This is a genomic window from Variovorax xiamenensis, assembly GCF_050916385.1.
Taxonomy (GTDB): Bacteria; Pseudomonadota; Gammaproteobacteria; order Burkholderiales; family Burkholderiaceae_C; genus Variovorax.
On sequence record NZ_CP139038.1, the window covers coordinates 6208430 to 6225966 of the forward strand.

General features: G+C 68.9%; 13 protein-coding genes and 1 tRNA gene. 12 read left to right on the forward strand and 2 right to left on the reverse strand.

Annotation, left to right across the window (positions count from 1 at the left end; translation table 11 throughout):
- Positions 1 to 183 precede the first annotated feature (183 nt).
- Positions 184 to 258 (forward strand) — tRNA-Arg (locus SFB74_RS28475).
- A gap of 101 nt (positions 259 to 359) precedes the next feature.
- Here the strand turns inward: SFB74_RS28475 and SFB74_RS28480 are convergent.
- Positions 360 to 1421, reverse strand: coding sequence for an AraC family transcriptional regulator (locus SFB74_RS28480; RefSeq protein WP_432727781.1), 1062 nt, complete (start codon positions 1419 to 1421; stop codon positions 360 to 362).
- Between the two features lie 215 nt (positions 1422 to 1636).
- Between SFB74_RS28480 and SFB74_RS28485 the strand changes: the two genes are divergently transcribed.
- The 9 genes from SFB74_RS28485 to SFB74_RS28525 all read left to right on the forward strand — a co-directional run bounded on the left by SFB74_RS28485 (position 1637) and on the right by SFB74_RS28525 (position 10644).
- The gene (locus SFB74_RS28485) at positions 1637 to 2485 is read left to right on the forward strand and encodes a TauD/TfdA dioxygenase family protein (protein WP_432727782.1); all 849 of its coding nucleotides are present in this window, start codon (positions 1637 to 1639) and stop codon (positions 2483 to 2485) included.
- 49 nt (positions 2486 to 2534) lie between these two features.
- The gene (locus tag SFB74_RS28490) at positions 2535 to 3593 is read left to right on the forward strand and encodes a 3-keto-5-aminohexanoate cleavage protein (protein WP_432727783.1); all 1059 of its coding nucleotides are present in this window, start codon (positions 2535 to 2537) and stop codon (positions 3591 to 3593) included.
- A gap of 24 nt (positions 3594 to 3617) precedes the next feature.
- Positions 3618 to 4595 (forward strand): Bug family tripartite tricarboxylate transporter substrate binding protein, encoded by a 978-nt coding sequence (locus SFB74_RS28495; protein ID WP_432727784.1) that lies wholly within the window; start codon positions 3618 to 3620, stop codon positions 4593 to 4595.
- A 30-nt stretch (positions 4596 to 4625) separates the two neighbouring features.
- Positions 4626 to 5255, forward strand: a complete 630-nt coding sequence (locus SFB74_RS28500) for an RBBP9/YdeN family alpha/beta hydrolase (protein ID WP_432727785.1) — start codon at positions 4626 to 4628, stop codon at positions 5253 to 5255.
- Positions 5230 to 6201, forward strand: coding sequence for a quinone oxidoreductase family protein (locus SFB74_RS28505; RefSeq protein WP_432727786.1), 972 nt, complete (start codon positions 5230 to 5232; stop codon positions 6199 to 6201). The genes SFB74_RS28500 and SFB74_RS28505 overlap by 26 nt, the downstream gene beginning before the upstream one ends.
- A gap of 113 nt (positions 6202 to 6314) precedes the next feature.
- A complete protein-coding gene (locus SFB74_RS28510; protein WP_432727787.1) occupies positions 6315 to 7541 on the forward strand; it encodes a porin in 1227 nt (408 codons plus the stop codon).
- A 200-nt stretch (positions 7542 to 7741) separates the two neighbouring features.
- Positions 7742 to 8659 carry a tripartite tricarboxylate transporter substrate binding protein gene (locus tag SFB74_RS28515; RefSeq protein ID WP_432732011.1) on the forward strand — a complete coding sequence of 306 codons (918 nt, stop codon included), beginning with the start codon at positions 7742 to 7744 and terminating at the stop codon, positions 8657 to 8659.
- Positions 8660 to 8693: 34 nt separating this feature from the next.
- Complete coding sequence (locus SFB74_RS28520) at positions 8694 to 9536, forward strand: TauD/TfdA dioxygenase family protein (RefSeq protein WP_432727788.1); 843 nt, start codon at positions 8694 to 8696, stop codon at positions 9534 to 9536.
- Positions 9537 to 9585: 49 nt separating this feature from the next.
- On the forward strand, positions 9586 to 10644 hold the full coding sequence (locus SFB74_RS28525) for a 3-keto-5-aminohexanoate cleavage protein (RefSeq protein WP_432727789.1): 1059 nt from the start codon (positions 9586 to 9588) through the stop codon (positions 10642 to 10644).
- Positions 10645 to 10705: 61 nt separating this feature from the next.
- Here SFB74_RS28525 and SFB74_RS28530 read toward each other — a convergent pair whose 3' ends face one another.
- The gene (locus tag SFB74_RS28530) at positions 10706 to 11731 is read right to left on the reverse strand and encodes an AraC family transcriptional regulator (RefSeq protein WP_432732012.1); all 1026 of its coding nucleotides are present in this window, start codon (positions 11729 to 11731) and stop codon (positions 10706 to 10708) included.
- A gap of 241 nt (positions 11732 to 11972) precedes the next feature.
- Here SFB74_RS28530 and SFB74_RS28535 point away from each other — a divergent pair, with 241 nt between their 5' ends.
- Together SFB74_RS28535 and SFB74_RS28540 are read left to right on the forward strand one after the other, a co-directional pair.
- Positions 11973 to 13637 carry a methyl-accepting chemotaxis protein gene (locus tag SFB74_RS28535; RefSeq protein WP_432727790.1) on the forward strand — a complete coding sequence of 555 codons (1665 nt, stop codon included), beginning with the start codon at positions 11973 to 11975 and terminating at the stop codon, positions 13635 to 13637.
- A 237-nt stretch (positions 13638 to 13874) separates the two neighbouring features.
- On the forward strand, positions 13875 to 17363 hold the full coding sequence (locus tag SFB74_RS28540) for a hypothetical protein (protein WP_432727791.1): 3489 nt from the start codon (positions 13875 to 13877) through the stop codon (positions 17361 to 17363).
- Positions 17364 to 17537 lie beyond the last annotated feature (174 nt).

Consider the following 17537-nt stretch of genomic DNA (forward strand, 5'->3'; position numbering starts at 1 on the left):
CGATGGTGCGCGCCGCCGATTCGAGCCGGCTTGATCGCGGTCAACTTTTCGCAGATTTCGTATTCGGGTTAGCCCGCGCTGGCGATGCGCGCGGGGTCGCCGGCGGCCCCGGCCCGGACTGTCATCGCGAACCCTATAAAATCGCGGGCGCGCCGCAGGCTCACCACCTCGCGCATCCATCCGGTCTTCGTAGTTCAATGGATAGAACGGGGTCCTCCTAAGACTCAGATACAGGTTCGATTCCTGTCGAAGGCACCAACAAGCCGTTGATTTTCAACGGCTTTTTTTCGACCGGGACAAAGCCACGACGGGCGCGCATCGAAAACAGCCGATCCAAGGCGACGGACGGCCCTGGCACTTCAAGACCGGCGACCCGTCCTGCCTTTCGCATCGCGCGAACCAACGACTCGTTCCGTGCGACGCGCCGGCAGATCCGATCTGCCGCGCCACGCATCCGGCGAACAGCCGAACTGCGCACCGAACCATCGCGTGAACGCGCTGTGCGTGCTGTAGCCCAGCAGCGCAGCCACCTCGCCCAGGCTGTAGCGGCCATTGGCCACATAGCGGCGCGCGAGCTCTTGCCGGACATCATTGAGCAGCTGCTTGAACGTCAGCTCGCGCGCATCGAGTTCGCGCTGCAGCGTGCGCATGCTCATCCCCAGGCCCAGCGCCACGGACTTGCAGGTGGCGCGCCCCGCCGGCAGCATGAGGTAGATGGCCTTGCGCACTTCCTGGTCGATCGAACGCTGGCGATCGGCGGGGAGCGTTGCGATCAGCTTGCGCGCATAGGCGGCGAGCACGGGATCGGCTCCCGGGTTGGGCACGTCCAGATCCGCGGCGCGGCACACCAGCCCGTTGAAGCCGCCGTCGAACTCGATGCGGCACCTGAAGAAGCGACGGTGGAAGGCCTGGTCGGCGGGTGGTTCGTGCGCGAAGCTCACGCTGGCCGGCTGCCACCTGTCGCCGAGCAGCGCCTCGCACATCCGGTAGAGCACGCCGATCGCCAGTTCGATGGACTGCCGCGCAGGCACCGACACGGCCAGTTCCTCGCGCAGCACGACCATGCTGCCTACGTCCTCCACCTGGATGGCCAGCCTCTCGTTGAGCAGGTGCAGGTGCTCGATCAGCGTGAGCAGCACCTGCCGCAGCGTCGGCTGGTGCATGAGCAACAGGCTGACCATGCCGAAGTTCGACAGCTGGCGCCGCGCCGCGATGCGCAGCCCGAAAGATTCGCAGCCCGTCTGGCTCGCCGCGTCTTCCAGCAGGCGCGCCACGCGATCTGCCTCGATGAGCTGGTCGGGCTCCCTGAGGAGCTGCGCGCGAAGCCCGGCCCTGCGCAGTGCCGCGCCTGGGTCATGGCCGAGTTCCTGCGCCACTTCCGTGAAGTTCGTCAGTGCCGCTGCGCGCACCAGAGCCGTCATGCCGGGCCTTTCACAAGTGCTCAAGTGCGGGGAATTCTGGCATCAAATGCAAAGCGAATGGCACGAAATGCAAAGCGCCGCGGCACTTGCACTCCTACAGTTCCCTTCATGCACTGACCCGGGAACAAGGGCAGGCAAGACAAAAGAAACCCACGACGACAAGACCCTCCGCGGACCCGGCCGCGGATTGCCGCCGGCCCACATGGAGACAAGACATGCGGATCGAACCGTTGACCTGCGTCATCGGCGCACAGCTCATCGGCGTCAGCCTGGCCGATGCGGCGCGCGACGACGAACTGTTCGCGAAAATCAAGGCGCTGCTGCTGCGGCACAAGGTGCTGTTCCTGCGCGACCAGAAAATCAGCCGCGCACAGCACGTGGCCTTTGCCCGGCGCTTCGGTGAGCTGGAGGATCATCCCGTCGCGGGCAGCGACCCGGAGCACCCGGGCCTGGTGCGCATCTACAAGACGCCCGACGCTCCCAACGACCGCTACGAGAACAGCTGGCACACCGACGCCACCTGGCGCGAGGCCCCGCCGATGGGCTGCGTGCTGCGCTGCGTCGAATGCCCGCCCGTGGGCGGCGACACCATGTGGGCGAACATGGCGATGGCCTACGAGCGGCTGCCCGAACATGTGAAGGAGCTGATCGCGCCGCTGCGCGCCCGGCACAGCATCGAATGCACCTTCGGCGCGGCGATGCCGATCGAGAAGCGCCTGGCGCTCAAGGCCCAGTACCCGGATGCGGAGCACCCCGTGGTTCGCACACATCCCGAGACCGGCGAGCGGGTGCTGTTCGTCAACGGCTTCACCACGCACTTCACCAACTTCCACACGCCGGCCAACGTGCGGTACGGCCAGGATTTCACGCAGGGCGCCTCGTCGCTGCTGCAGTACCTCATCAGCCAGGCCGCGATTCCCGAGTACCAGGTGCGCTGGCGCTGGCAGCCCGACAGCGTGGCGATCTGGGACAACCGCGCCACGCAGCACTACGCGGTGATGGACTACCCGCCATGCCACCGAAAGATGGAGCGCGCCGGCATCGTGGGCACGCCGACCTTCTGACCTTCTCGCCTCCCTTCCGACTTTCTTCCGTATTTCCCTGGAGCTCCCGATGAACTTCCTCGACGGCCATCTCTTTCCCGAAAACCAGCAGCCGCTGATCATCACCGCCGCCCCCTATGCGCCCTCCTGGCTGCCCTCGGACTTCCCCGGCGAGATCGCCGTGACGATGGAAGAGCAGATCCAGAAGGCTGTGGACTGCTACAACGCCGGCGCGACCGTCCTGCACCTGCACGTTCGCGAGCTCGACGGCAAGGGCAGCAAGCGGCTGTCGAAGTTCAACGAGCTGATCGCCGGCGTGCGTGCACGCGTGCCAGAGATGATCATCCAGGTCGGCGGTTCCATCAGCTTCGCGCCCGAGACCGACGGCGCCGCAGCCAAGTGGCTCTCGGACGACACGCGCCACATGCTGGCCGAGCTCGACCCCAAGCCCGACCAGGTGACCGTGACGATCAACACCTCGCAGATGAACATCCTGGAGCAGTTCGACCTGCGCGACATCCGGGGCACCTCGATGGAAGACCCGGCCGTCTTCAATGCCTACAAGGAGATGACGGTGCCCGCGCAGCCCGGCTGGGCCGAGGAACACATCCGCCGTCTCACGGCCGCGGGCATCCAGAGCGCCTTCCAGTGCTACAACATCAACAGCTTCGAATCGGTCGAGCGGCTGATGCGCCGGGGCATCTACAAGGGCCCTCTGGTGATGAACTGGGTGGCCATCGGCGGCGGCATGGACGCACCGAACATCTACAACCTCGCCAACTTCGTGCGTGCCGTGCCCGACGGCGCGGTGCTCACCGTGGAGAGCTCGGTGCTCAACGTGCTGCCCGTGAACATGATGGGCATCGCCATGGGCCTGCACGTGCGCTGCGGCACGGAAGACAACCTGTGGAACCAGTCGCGCACGGCCAAGATCGGCACCGCGGCGCAGATCGAGCAACTGGTGCGCATCTCGCATGAGTTCGGCCGTCCGATCGCGACGGCGCAGCAGGCACGCGAGATCTCGAAGATCGGCGTGTTCTACGACACGACGGAAGAGACGCTGCTGGCCAACGGCTTCGCGCCCAACCGCAATGGCGCCCAGCAGGGCTTCCTGCGCAAGGCCGCCTGATCCGCACCGAGTACCGGAGCAGCCATGCCGCGTCCCTGCCTCTCTCGCCTTGCCGCCATGCTCGTCGCCGCCACGGCTGCGCTGGGCTCGCCGTGGGCATCCGCATACACCGACAAGCCCGTGAAGATGATCGTTCCCGCGCCGCCGGGCGGGACCATCGACGTGCTCGCGCGCATCGTGAGCGACCAGCTCTCGCGCGACATCGGCCAACCCGTCGTCGTCGAGAACAAGCCGGGCGCGGGCGGGGCGATCGCCGTCAAGTACATGCTGTCCCAGCCGGCCGACGGCCAGACGCTCATGATGACCGCCAGCAATGTGCTCACGGAGGTGCCGCACGTGCTCAAGGGCGGTTTCGATCCGCTGAAGGACGTGAAGCCCGTTGCGCTGATCGCCCGTTCCTCGATGCTCCTGATCGCTTCCCCGCAGTTCCCCGCCAGGGACGCGAAGGAGGCCATCGCCTACGTGAAAGCCCATCCGGGGCAGGTTTCCTATGCCTCCTACAGCGCGGGCACGGCGTCGCAATATGCCGGCGCCATCCTGAACAAGGCGGCGGGGCTGGACATGCAGCACGTTCCCTATCCTGGCTCCGCCCCCGCGCTGGCGCAGGTGATGGGCGGGCAGGTTCCACTGATGTTCGATGGCGCGGTCACCTCCAAGCCGCTGATCGCAGCCGGCAAGGTGCGGCTGCTGGCCGTCGCGACCAAGGCCCGGCTGCCCGAGTTTCCCGGCGTGCCGACGCTGGCGGAACTGGGCTATCCGGCGATGGATTTCAGCAACTGGACAGGCGTGATCGCCTCGTCGCAGATGCCTGCGCCCCTGGTCGAGAAGATCCATGCGGTGCTGCAGAAGGTCGCTGCCAACGCCGCGGTGCGCGCGAGCGCGTCCAACGCAGGCTTCGAGCCGATGGCGGAACGCACGCCCGCGCAGGCGCAAGTCGAGCTGCGGGAGGAGTTCACCCGCAACGCCGAGATCGTCAAGACCTACGACATCAAGCTGAATTGACCGCGGCAGCGCAGCGGAGACATCGACGACATGAACAAGCAGGCCCACCTGCCCACCGTGCTGATCGTGCCCGGGCTGCGCGACCACGTCGCCGGGCACTGGCAGACGCTGCTGGCCACGCGCCTGCCGCGCGTGCGCAGCGTGCCGCCGATGGGCCGAGAAAACCTCGATTGCATGGCCCGCGTCGAGGCCATCGAGCGCGAGGCGCAGGCCATCGAAGGGCCGCTCGTGATCGTGGCGCACAGCGGCGGCGTGGTCATGCTGGCGCACTGGGCCCGGTACACCTGCCGGGCCGTGCGCGGCGCGCTGCTGGCAACGCCGCCGGACTTCGAGACGCCGATGCCCGAGGGCTATCCGAGCCTGCAGGCGTTGCGCGACGGCGGCTGGCTGCCGGTGCCCATGCAGCCGCTGCCGTTTCCCGGCATCGTCGCCGCCAGCCGCAACGATCCGCTGGCCCGCTCCGAGCGTGTCGAGGCCATGGCCCGGCAATGGCGCTGCAGGCTGGTCGATCTCGGCGACGCAGGCCATCTCAACCCCGCATCGGGCTACGGCGAATGGCCGCGGGCCGAGGCGCTCATCACCGAACTGGCCGAGGCGTCCCAAGCCGACAGGCAGGCACAACAGGAGAAATCACATGACCAAGGCCATCCGCTTCCATGAAACCGGCGGCCCCGAAGTACTGAGGCTCGAGGACGTCGAGGTCGGCGACCCCGGTCCCGGCCAGGCGCGCGTGCGCCACAGCTTCATCGCGGTCAACTTCATCGACATCTACTTCCGCACCGGCCGCTATCCGCTGGCGCTGCCCAACGGGCTGGGGTCCGACGCGGTCGGCGTGGTGGAGGCCGTCGGGCCGGGCGTGACGGAGGTCAGGCCCGGCGATCGCGTCGGCTATCTCCTCGGCCCGCAAGGTGCCTATTCGCAGGCCCGCGTGATGCCGGCCGACGTGCTGATCCCGCTGCCGGAGGGCATCTCCGACAGCACCGCAGCCACGCTGATGATGAAGGGCATGACGGCGCAGTACCTGTTCCGCCAGGTCTACCCGCTCAAGGGCGGCGAGACCATCCTGTACCACGCCGCCGCGGGCGGCGTGGGCCTGATCGCCTGCCAGTGGGCGCGCGCGCTCGGCGTGACGATGATCGGCACCGTCAGCAGCGACGAGAAGGCCGCGCTCGCCCGGGCCAACGGCTGTGCGCACACCATCGTGACCTCGCGCGAGAACATCGTCCAGCGCGTGCGCGAGATCACCGGGGGCCTGGGCGTGCCGGTGGTCTACGACTCGGTGGGCAAGGACACGCTGATGGATTCGCTCGACTGCCTGCAGCCGCGCGGCACGCTGGTCAGCAACGGCACTTCGTCGGGCTCCGTGGTGGTGGACTCGCAGCTGCTCGCGGCCAAGGGCTCCATCTGGATGACGCGGCCGGCGATGGTGCACTACATCCATCCGCGGCCCCACATGCTCGACATGGCACGAGAGCTCTTCGACCACGTGCTGGCCGGGCGCATCGTCAGCGAACCGCAGCAGAGCTTCGCGCTGGCCGACGCGGCGCAGGCGCACCTTGCGCTCGAGTCCCGCAGGACGACAGGGTCGACCGTCCTGATCCCCTGATCCGCTCAAGCCCCTGAACACTGAAGTCCCCGATGCCCTGGTGCCCTCAAAGCACCGGGGTGCTTCATCGCGCCTGCCGCGATCCACCTGGTCCACGTGAGGAGAACATGTCCATGAAAAGAACAATGCTGGCCCTGTCCGTGCTTGCCGCCTCCGGCGGCGCCGCGGCGCAATCGTCGCTCACCGTGTTCGGCGTGATGGACGCCGGCGTCAGCCACTACAGCACGAAGAGCCGGTCCCGGGGTGGCACGCCGCCCCGGCAGGTGACGCAGAGCCAGACGGTGCTGTCGCCTTCGGGCTACGCGTCGAGCCGGCTGGGTTTTCGAGGAACGGAGGACCTCGGAGGCGGCCTGTCGGCCGGCTTCTGGCTGGAAGCGCCGCTGTCCAACGACACGGGCGGCGGCATCGCGAATTTCGGCCGCCATTCCACGCTCAGCCTTGCGGGGCCTTTCGGCGAACTGCGCCTGGGACGCGACTACACCGCATCGTTCTGGAACGACGCGGTGTTCGATCCCTTCTCCGTCAACGGCGTGGGCACCAACCTGATCGCGGTGGTCAACAGCAACATCGCCGCCTCGCGGGCGCTGGCCACCGGGGGCCTGCTCGGCGGCGGGCTCTCCGCAGGCACCGACAGCTACCTGCGCACCAGCAACGCGGTCAGCTACTTCCTGCCGCCGGGACTCGGCGGCTTCTACGGCCAGGTGCAGTACGCCTTTCACGAGAACGTGAAGACGAGCGGCACGACCGACAGCCCCTCCGGGCGCGGCCGCTATGCCGGCGCGCGCGTGGGATGGGCCAGCGGCCCGGCCGACGTGGCACTGGCCTATGGCGAGAGCACGCTCGTCAGCGCCGCGCCCGCCGGCGAGAAGATCAAGAGCCTGAATCTCGGCGGCTCCTACGACTTCGGCGCGGTGAAGGTCTTCGGCGAATGGTCGAGCGTGCGCGACGCGCGCGACAACGCCGGCCTGTTCGGTACACGCTCGACCGACCGCTACGACGGCTTCGTTGCCGGCGTGAACATGCCCGTGGGGCCGGGCGTGATCCGCGCGTCGTTCGCGCGCGTGAACTTCAAGAACGGAAACGGCCTGCCGGACAGCGACGCCTCGGTCGACAAGCTGGCGCTGGGCTACGTGCACAACCTGTCGAAGCGCACCGCGCTGTACGCGACGGTGGCGCGCATCGGCATCCGCAACGGCCACAACAACCCGACGGTGATGGGCGTCACGCCGCTGGTGCTGAGCCTGCCGGCGATCTTCCCGCAGGCGGCCTACATCACCACCGGTGGCATGGAGCCGCGTCGCGCGATCGGCTACGACGTCGGCATCCGCCACGCCTTCTGACGGCCCCCGCGGCACAGGCTGAAGCGCCCTGCCGCAATGTCCCGCACAAGCAAATCGATGTCCCGGATAAGCAAGTCGCAAGCGCGCGATGCGCCGGATACTGACCTCGCCGGCCCTCGAGGCCGCATGACAAGAACCGGAGACAACAGATGAAACTGCAGCAACTCTTGCGCGCCCTGGTGGCGCTGGTCGGATGGTCGATGGCATTCAGCGTCTGGGCGCTGGGTGATCGGCCGGTGAGGCTCATCGTCCCCGCGCCCGCGGGCGGAACGATGGACATCGTCGCCCGCGTCCTCGGGCAGCAGATGGCCATCGACATCGGCCGGCCGGTGATCGTCGAGAACCGGCCCGGCGCCGGCGGGGCGATCGGCCTGCAGACCATGCTGCAGGCGCCTGCCGACGGCAACACCATCGCGATGGCGGCGAGCAACGTGATGGCGGAGACGCCGCAGGTGATGAAGATGCCCTTCGATCCGCTCAAGGATCTCGTGCCCATCGCATCGGTGGCGCGCTCGGGCGTGGTGCTCGTGACTGCGGCCAGCTACCCGGCCAAGGACTTCCAGGGCCTGATCGCCGAACTGAAGGCGCGCAAGGGCAAGACCAGCTTCGCCAGCTACAGCCCCGGCACGGTGTCGCAGTACGCCGGCCTGATCCTCAGCGACCGCGCCGGGCTGGATATGCAGCATGTCGGCTATCCCGGCTCGCCGCCCGCGCTGCAGGACCTGCTCGGCGGCCAGGTCGACGCCATGTTCGACGGCATGCTGACCTCGATGCCTCTGATCAAGGCCGGCAAGCTGCGTCCGTACGCCTTCAGCGGCAAGGCCCGCTCGCGCTACCTCCCCGACGTGCCGACGACGACCGAGCTCGGCTATCCGGACCTGCAGTTCCGGGGCTGGGTCGGCTTCATCGGCTCCAGCAAGCTGCCGCCCGACGTGCTGGCGAAGCTGCACGCCACCATCGAGAAGGCTGCGCAAGTGCCTGCGGTACAGCAGAAGCTGATCGACGTTGGCCTGGAGCCCGAGCTCAGCATCGACACGGCCGCGCTGCTAGCCGAGACCCGGGCGATGTCCGAGCGCAATGCCGCCATCGTCCGGAAGTTCCACATCCAGGCGAACTGACCGGCGCTGCCTGATTTCCACCGGAGACACGCTCATGAACATCAGACCCCTCACGCCCTCCCTGGGGGCGGAAGTCTCGGACGTCCACCTCGGCGAGGCTTCGCGCGACACCGGGCGCTTTGCGCAGATCCGCGCCGCGCTGCTGAAGCACAAGGTGCTCTTCTTTCGCGGACAGGACATCACGCGTGCCGAGCACGTGGCCTTCGCGCGCTGCTTCGGCGCGCTCGAGGATCATCCCGTCGTCGGCAGCGACCCTGATCACCCGGGCCTGGTGCGCATCTATCGCAGCGACAGCAGGCACAGCTACGAGAACACCTTCCATTGCGACGGACTGTGGAGGCAGAGCCCCGCGATGGGTGCGGTGCTGCGCTGCATCGAGTGCCCGGACATCGGTGGCGACACCATCTGGGTGAACATGGTGCAGGCGCACGACGAATTGCCAGACGAGATCAAGCAGAAGATCGGCGGCCTGCGCGCCAAGGCCAGCATCGAGCACTCGTTCGGCGCCGTCATGACGCCCGAGGCGCGCCGCAAGCTGGGCCAGGACCATCCGCCGGTGGAGCACCCCGTGGTGCGCACGCACCCGGAGACGGGAGAGAAGGTGCTCTATGTCGGCGCCTTCACCACGCACTTCGCGAACTACAGCACGCCGGAGAACGTGCGGCACGGCATCGACAAGACGCCTGGCGCGGCGCTGCTGCTGAACTACCTCATCGGCAGGGCCACCATCCCCGAGTACCAGGTGCGCTGGTCGTGGCGGCCCGGCGACGTGGTCGTCTGGGACAACCGCAGCACCCAGCACTACGCACTGAACGACTACTGGCCCGCGCCGCGCAAGATGGAACGCGCCGGCATCGTCGGCGACGTGCCGTACTGAGCCGCGGCACCGAACCCGACCTCACATCGCAATCCGGAGACACGACGACATGAACTTCCTCGACGGCCACCTGTTCCCCGAAAACCAGCAGCCGCTGATCATCACGGCCGCACCCTATGCGCCCGGATGGCTTCCCTCGGATTTTCCGGAAGAGATCCCGGTCACGATGGAAGAACAGATCCAGAAGGCGGTGGACTGCTACAACGCGGGCGCCACGGTGCTGCACCTGCATGTGCGCGAGCTCGACGGCAAGGGCAGCAAGCGGCTGTCGAAGTTCAACGAACTGATCGCCGGCGTGCGCGCTCGCGTGCCCGAGATGATCATCCAGGTGGGCGGCTCCATCAGCTTCGCGCCCGAGAACGAAGGCGCCGCCGCCAAGTGGCTCTCGGACGACACGCGCCACATGCTGGCCGAGCTCGACCCCAGGCCTGACCAAGTGACGGTGACCGTCAACACCTCGCAGATGAACGTCACGGAGCACGCCGAGCTGGCGGACTTCAAGGGCACGTCGCGCGAGATCCCGGCCATCTTCGAGGCCTACAAGGAAATGACGGTGCCGGCGCAGCCGGGCTGGGTCGAGGAACACATCCGCCGTCTCACAAAGGCCGGCATCCAGAGCGCCTTCCAGTGCTACAACATCAACAGCTTCGAATCGGTCGAGCGGCTCATGCGCCGGGGTGTCTACAAGGGCCCGCTGGTGATGAACTGGGTGGCGATCAGCGGCGGCATGGATGCGCCGAACATCTACAACCTGGCCAACTTCGTGCGCGCCGTGCCAGATGGCGCCGTGCTCACGGTGGAGAGTTCGGTGCGCAACGTGCTGCCCGTGAACATGATGGGCATCGCCATGGGCCTGCACGTGCGATGCGGCACCGAGGACGTGCTGTGGAACCAGGCGCGCAGCGCCAAGATCGGCACCGTGGCGCAGATCGAGCAGCTGGTGCGCATCTCGCATGAGTTCGGTCGCCCGATCGCGACGGCGCAGCAGGCGCGCGAGATCTCGAAGATCGGCGTGTTCTACGACACGGCGGAAGAGTCGCTGCTGGCCAATGGCTTCGCGCCCAACCGCCGGGGAGCCAATCAGGGCTTCCTGCGCAAGGCCGCCTGACTCCTCGTGGAGGGCATCGCGCATGCCCTGCGCTTCGAGAACGGGCAGGAGAACACCTTCGTCAGCCCTGGGCAGCCACGCCCTCGGCTTGCCGGCTCCACTGCGAAGCGCTGCACCCGAAGTGATTGCTGAACCAGTGGCTGAAGCTGCTGGGGCCCGAGAAGCCCAGCAGCTCCGCCACTTCGCCCAGCGGCAGGTCGCTGTCGCGCAGATGGCGCCTGACCAGGTCCGCGCGAGCTTCGTCGAGCAGGCCGCTGAACGTGAGCCCTTCCGCCTGCAGACGGCGGTGCAGTGTGCGGCGATCCACCCGCAGATGCCGTGCCACTGTCTGCACGGTGCAGCCCCCGGTCGGCAGCAAGGCCAGGATCAGTTCGCGGCACGCATCATGTGCGCTCTCGCCGCGGTCCTTGAGGGCCGCCTCCAGATACTCGCGCGCGAAACGCGCCTCTGCCTGATCCCCGGATGCGCGTGGCTGGAGAAGATCGGCTGCCAGGCAGACGAGGCCGTTGAAGTCCTGGTTGAACCTGACGCTGCGGCCGAAGAAAAGCCGGTGCGCCGAGACATCGGCCGGCGGCCGGTGCGTGAAGCAGACCTGCTGCGGCCGCCATTGCGGACCGATCAGCTCGCCCAGGATCCGGAACACGATGCCGATGGCAAGCTCCATCGACTGGCGCATCGGCAAGCCCGGGCTCGGCAGCAGGTCTTCGTGGACGATGACCGTGTCGCCCACGTCTTCCAGGCGAAAGATCAGCGAGGCATTCACCAGCTTCAGATAGCGGCTGAGCGCTTCGAGCGCGGCCCGCGGCGTAGGTTCTTCCTTGAGCACGAGGCTGATGGGCCCCAGCGCCGAGAGCCTGCGCTGCGCCGCCAGCCGAAGTGCGAAGTCCTCGGTGCGCGTGGCGCGCGCGGTGATCTCGAGCAGTTCGCGCACGGCATCCCCCGGGATCAGCGTCTCGGGATGCTCCAGCTGTTCCGCCTGAAGTCCCACGCTGCGCATGAACGCATGGGGATCCCGGCCAAGCGACCGGACCAGCTCGACGTAGCCGCTAAGGCTGGCACTGCGCATCAGTCGACCGAGGTTCTTCATGAATGCACTCATGCGCCGTGCAGCCTGCTCCAGGCCGACCTTGCGCTTCAGTTTCCCGATGATGATTCGATTGTGCGCGAGAAGCGGACGGTGATTTTCATTGCCGCCTTTGCGTCTGCGCAATGGCCGCTTCGTAGCGACGCATGGCGCGGCCATCGGCCGATGACTGCGCGAAAACGCGCCATGTCCACAAGCGAGTCCGGGTCAACGCCCAGTCACACGCCCCCGGTCTAATCCGCGCGTGACACCAGACGCCCACCTTCTCCTCCCCTCCCCCGGCTCCCGCAACATCCTCGGTCGCCGCCTCCTGCTCACCTTCTCGGCCGTCCTGCTGCTGACCCTCGCGGGCTCCGGCATCGGCATCCGTTCGCTCGCCAAGGTCGACGACGCCACGCGCGAGACCATCCAGCAGCGCGGCGTGTCGGAGCGCCTCGTGGCCGACGCCTACCGCCTGCAGGCCATCAATGCCGAACGCTACAAGGCGATGGCGCTGAGCTCGGAGCCCGAGGTCGGCGAGATTCTTTCCGCCGACATCCGCGCGACCGCCGCGAGCTACGACGAACTGATGAAGCAGCTCGACCAACGGCTGCAGGACGACGCAGACCGCGCCTTGCTCGCGCAGGCGGACGCCGCCGGCAAGGACTTCGCGATCGCCGTCAAGGAGCTGGTGGCCGCGCGCGACTCGGGTCTTACCGAGCGCATCCGCAATGTGTATTCGCAGCGCTTCCAGCCCAGCTCGGCGGCGCTCCTTGCCGCCGTTTCCAGGCTCGCGCAATCGCAGCGCCAGGCCATCGACACCGCCGGCGAGAACATCGCGCAGCTGAGCGCATCGGCCCGCATCGCGCTGGCGGTGTTCAGCGTTGCCGCCCTGCTGCTGGGCAGCGTGCTGGCGCTGGGGCTGATGCGCAGCATCGGCCGGCCGATCCGGCTCGCGAGCGACACGGCCGGGCGCGTGGCCAGCCTCGACCTGCGCCAGGACATCGAAGGCCACTCCCGCGACGAGGCGGGCCAGATGCTGCAGGCGCTGGGCGCCATGCAGGGCGCGCTGCGCGAGCTGGTGCTGCGCGTGCGCGAGTCGGTGCAGAACGTGCGCACGGCGGCCGGCGAGATCGCGCATGGCAATTCGGAACTCTCGGCACGCACCGAGGGTGCGGCGGCCAGCCTGCAGCAGACTGCAGCGGCGCTGGAGCAGGTCATGCACAACGCGCAGCAGTCGAGCACGGCCGCCGGCGAAGCCGAGCGCATGGCCGGCGCCGCCGCCGTGGTGGCCACGCAGGGCGGCGAGGCGGTCTCGCAGGTGGTGAGCACCATGCAGGACATCCGGCGCGAGTCGCACAAGGTGGCGGACATCACGGGCGTGATCGACGGCATCGCCTTCCAGACGAACATCCTGGCGCTCAACGCTGCAGTCGAGGCCGCGCGTGCCGGCGACGCGGGGCGCGGCTTCGCGGTGGTCGCGTCGGAAGTGCGCCAGCTGGCCACACGCTCGGCCGCCGCGGCACGCGAGATCAAGAGCCTGATCGACCACTCGGTGCAGCGCATCGAGGCCGGCACCGTGCTGGCCGACGACGCGGGCCGGACCATGGGCCGCATCGTGACCTCGATCAGCCAGGTCGCCGACACGGTCGGCGCCATCACGACGGCGACGCAGTCGCAGGTGCAGGACATCGGGCAGATCAACGCCGCCGTCGCCCGGCTGGACGAGATGACGCAGAAGAACTCGGCAATGGTCGAGGAATCGGCCGCCGTGTCGGAAAGCCTGCGCGACCAGGCCCGCAACCTGGACACGCTCATCAGCCAGTTCGTGCTGCCCGACGATGCGCAGCGCACCGTGCTGCCTTCGGCGCCGCGCCGCGACTTCTCGCGCGACATTCCGGTGTCGCCGCGCCTGCGGCCCGTGGCCTGACCCGGGGGCCGGGCGGCCTGCTCCCGCCTCGGCCCTCGTTACGAGCCGGGCACGTAACAGCGCTACGTAACAAGCGCCGAAGCGCGCCCGCCGGAAGCCCCGGCCGCGGTGCCGGCCCGACAGGAATCTTCATTTAAATCAACAGCTTGCGCAGCTGCCACCGCATCGCCGGCAGCTGCGCAAAAAAGCGGCACACAAGTTGCCCCGTCAGTCAGTCCCACTACCGAGGAGGCTGCCATGGCGGATGCCAACACAACGATTTCTTCGATCGCCGGAGGCGCCGACAGCAGTGCCGCGCCGGTGATCCTCGCGCAATCGACGGTCAGGCCCATCGCGCCTGTCGCACCCATGGGCGGAAGCGCCGCCGCGGCATCGTCCGCCGCGCCGGCCGGCATCGGGTCGCTGTCCAATGCCACGCCCGGCACGGTCGTCATGCGCGACGGCGTGGCGATTCCGGTGTCGGGCAGCCAGTCGCTGATGGCCGGCGACCGCGTGATCGTTCCGCAGGACGGCCACGCCAATGTTCTCTTTCCCGGGTCGGCCACCAACAAGGCTCCGCTGGCCGGCGTGTTCACCGGCGGCACCGACGCCACCATCAGCTCGACCAAGCTCGCCAGCGGCCTGGAGCAGGTGAACGTGGACGTGGCTTCCGGCGACCTCGAGGTGACCGCCCCCGACAGCGATGCCGAGGCGGCCGCGCTCGCGGTGAGCAAGAAGACCGCCGCCGGCAGCGGCATCGGGCTGGGCGAATTCGCGCTCGGCGCGCTGGGCGCCGCCGGCCTCGCTGCCGCGCTGGGCGGTGGCGGCGGCAGCGATGGCGGCGCTGTCCCCTTCTTCGTTCCGGGCATCGGCGAAAGCGATGCGGATGCCGACGCGGACGCAGATGCCGACGCCGATGCGGACGGCGACTCGGATGCCGATGCGGACGCAGACGCCGATTCGGATGCCGACTCGGACTCCGACGCCGATTCGGACGCGGACTCGGATGCCGATTCCGACGCCGATGCGGACGCCGACCACCTGCTCGATCCGGGCGACAGCGCAGCCGGCCATCTGGTCGGCGCCCTCGACAACCTGCTCGGCCTGGGCGGCAGCGGCGGCGGAAGCGCGGCCGCCGCGCGCAGCGCCGCGGTGACGAGTTCCGCGGGCACGCTGTCTTCGCTGATGCCCACGGTCGACGGCCTCACGGACCTGGTGGACAACGTGCTCTCGCCGGTCGCGGGCAACGAATTCAGGCCCAACGATCCGAACGCGTTCGACCCGGTGGACAACACCGTCGACGGCATCACCGCCGACCTCGGCGGCGTGCTCACTCCCGTGGTCGACGGCCTGCTGGGCAGCGGCCTGACCGATGCGCTCATCGGCTCGCTGAACGGCCAGGTCGACTACCTGACCGACGCGCTCAACAACATCCTCGAAAACGTGCTCGGCAGCGACGGCCTGCTCGGCGGCGTCACCACCGGCCTGGGCATCGACGGCCTCGTGGACCAGCTCATCGGCAATGACGGCGTCGTCAGCCAGGTGCTCGAAGGCCTGCTGGGCGACGGCAGCCTCGTGGGCAGTGTGCTCGGCGAAGACGGATTGGTCGGGCAGTTGCTGGGCGATGGCGGGCTGCTGGGCGGCGTGCTGGGTGATGACGGCCTGCTGGGTGGTCTCCTCGGCGGTGATGGCGGCCTGCTCGGCGGCGTGCTGGGCGACGATGGCCTGCTGGGTGGCCTCCTCGGTGGCGACGGTGGCCTGCTCGGCGGTGTGCTGGGTGACGACGGCCTGCTGGGTGGTCTCCTCGGTGGCGACGGTGGCCTGCTCGGCGGTGTGCTGGGTGACGATGGCCTTCTGGGCGGCCTGCTCGGTGGCGACGGCGGTCTGCTTGGTGGCGTGCTGGGTGACGACGGCCTGCTGGGTGGTCTCCTCGGTGGCGACGGTGGCCTGCTCGGCGGTGTGCTGGGCGACGACGGTCTGCTGGGCGGCCTCCTCGGTGGCGACGGCGGTCTGCTTGGTGGCGTACTGGGTGACGACGGCCTGCTGGGCGGCCTGCTCGGTGGCGACGGCGGTCTGCTTGGTGGCGTGCTGGGTGACGACGGCCTGCTGGGTGGCCTCCTCGGTGGCGACGGCGGTCTGCTTGGCGGCGTGCTGGGTGACGATGGCCTGCTGGGCGGCCTCCTCGGCGGCGAAGACGGCCTGCTCGGTGGCGTACTCGGCGGCGACGGCTCGCTTGCCGGTTTGCTGGGCAGCGACGGTCTCACCGGCGGCCTGCTCGGCGAAGGAGGCGTGGTCGACAGCCTGCTCGGACCTGATGGCGTGGTCGGTGGGCTGCTGGGTGCGACACCCTTGGGCGGCCTGCTCGGCGGCGACGACGGGCTGCTCAGCGGCGTACTGGGCGACAACGGCCTGATCGGCGGCCTGCTCGGCGGAGACGGCCTGCTGGGTGGCGTTCTTGCCGACGATGGCCTCCTCGGCGCCGACGGTCCGCTGGGCGGCCTGCTCGGTGGCGATGGCGGCCTTCTGAGCGGCGTGCTGGGGGACGACGGCCTGCTGGGCGGCGTCCTCGGCGGCGATGGCGGTCTGCTCGGCGGTGTGCTGGGCGACGATGGCCTGCTGGGCGGTCTTCTCGGCGGTGACGGCGGCCTGCTCGACAGTGTGCTGGGTGACGACGGTCTTCTGGGCGGTGTACTCGGCGGGGACGGTGGTCTCCTCGGTGGCGTGCTCGGCGAAGACGGTCTCGTGGGCGGCCTGCTCGGCAGCGTCACCAATGGCGATGCCGGTGGCTTGGTCGGTGGGCTCCTCGGCGAGGATGGCCTCGTCGGCGGCCTGCTCGGCAGCGTCACCAACGGCGACGCCGGCGGTCTGGTCGGCGGCCTCCTCGGCGAAGACGGTCTCGTGGGCGGCCTGCTCGGCAGCGTCACCAACGGCGACGCTGGCGGTCTGGTCGGCGGTCTCCTTGGGGAGGACGGCCTCGTCGGCGGCCTGCTCGGCAGCGTCACCAACGGCGACGCTGGTGGCCTGGTCGGTGGTCTCCTCGGCGAGGATGGCCTCGTCGGTGGCCTGCTCGGCAGCGTCACCAATGGCGATGCCGGTGGCCTGGTCGGCGGTCTCCTCGGCGAGGACGGCCTCGTCGGCGGCCTGCTCGGCAGCGTCACCAATGGCGATGCCGGCGGTCTGGTCGGCGGTCTCCTTGGCGAGGACGGCCTCGTCGGCGGCCTGCTCGGCAGCGTCACTAACGGCGACGCCGGTGGCCTGGTCGGCGGTCTCCTCGGCGAAGACGGCCTCGTCGGTGGCCTGCTCGGCGGCGTGACCGGTGGCGGCAGCTCCGGCGGCCTGCTGGGTGGCGTGCTCGGCGAAGACGGGCTCGTGAACAACCTCCTCGGCGACGACGGTCTTGTCGGCAGCGTGCTGGGGGCGGATGGCCTCGTCGGCCGCCTGCTCGGCGCGCTCGGCGGCGACGACGGCCCGGTGGCCAACGTGCTGCAGTCGGCGACTAGCGACGCGGCCGCTCCGGCGGCTCACGCGGCCTCCACCGCCGCTGCTCCGGCAACCGACATCCTGGCGGGCTCCGCCGGCACCGTGGCGCCGGTGGTCGAGACGGTGGCGCACGTGGCCGAAGGCGCGGTCGGTGCCGTCGCCGCCGGCGTGGGCGAAGTCGTGGCACCGATCACCAGCCAGGTCGAGCAGACGGTGAGCCACGTGGTGAGCCCGGTCACCAACATCCTGCACGGCCTGCTGGGCTGAGCGGACCATCCGCTCGCCAGCCAGCCCGTCGAAGCGAGGCGAGGCGAGGCGAGGATGCTGTAGGCAGGCGCTCACGCACTTGCCTTGCCCCGTCCCGCATGCGCGGGCGGTGCGCAGAGTCAATGTGGAGGTTCCGTGGATCCCGGTTCCTCCTCACGGCGCATCCGTGCGTCG

What these genes read in the sequence shown, in the direction of transcription:
- SFB74_RS28495 (WP_432727784.1), top strand. Translation starts at nt 3,618, where the DNA reads ATGCCGCGTCCCTGCCTCTCTCGCCTTGCCGCCATGCTCGTCGCCGCC.
- SFB74_RS28510 (WP_432727787.1), top strand. Translation starts at nt 6,315, where the DNA reads ATGAAAAGAACAATGCTGGCCCTGTCCGTGCTTGCCGCCTCCGGCGGC.
- SFB74_RS28515 (WP_432732011.1), top strand. Translation starts at nt 7,742, where the DNA reads ATGGCATTCAGCGTCTGGGCGCTGGGTGATCGGCCGGTGAGGCTCATC.
- SFB74_RS28540 (WP_432727791.1), top strand. Translation starts at nt 13,875, where the DNA reads ATGGCGGATGCCAACACAACGATTTCTTCGATCGCCGGAGGCGCCGAC.
- SFB74_RS28520 (WP_432727788.1), top strand. Translation starts at nt 8,694, where the DNA reads ATGAACATCAGACCCCTCACGCCCTCCCTGGGGGCGGAAGTCTCGGAC.
- SFB74_RS28485 (WP_432727782.1), top strand. Translation starts at nt 1,637, where the DNA reads ATGCGGATCGAACCGTTGACCTGCGTCATCGGCGCACAGCTCATCGGC.
- SFB74_RS28500 (WP_432727785.1), top strand. Translation starts at nt 4,626, where the DNA reads ATGAACAAGCAGGCCCACCTGCCCACCGTGCTGATCGTGCCCGGGCTG.
- SFB74_RS28490 (WP_432727783.1), top strand. Translation starts at nt 2,535, where the DNA reads ATGAACTTCCTCGACGGCCATCTCTTTCCCGAAAACCAGCAGCCGCTG.
- SFB74_RS28480 (WP_432727781.1), bottom strand. Translation starts at nt 1,421, where the DNA reads ATGACGGCTCTGGTGCGCGCAGCGGCACTGACGAACTTCACGGAAGTG.
- SFB74_RS28525 (WP_432727789.1), top strand. Translation starts at nt 9,586, where the DNA reads ATGAACTTCCTCGACGGCCACCTGTTCCCCGAAAACCAGCAGCCGCTG.
- SFB74_RS28505 (WP_432727786.1), top strand. Translation starts at nt 5,230, where the DNA reads ATGACCAAGGCCATCCGCTTCCATGAAACCGGCGGCCCCGAAGTACTG.
- SFB74_RS28530 (WP_432732012.1), bottom strand. Translation starts at nt 11,731, where the DNA reads ATGAAGAACCTCGGTCGACTGATGCGCAGTGCCAGCCTTAGCGGCTAC.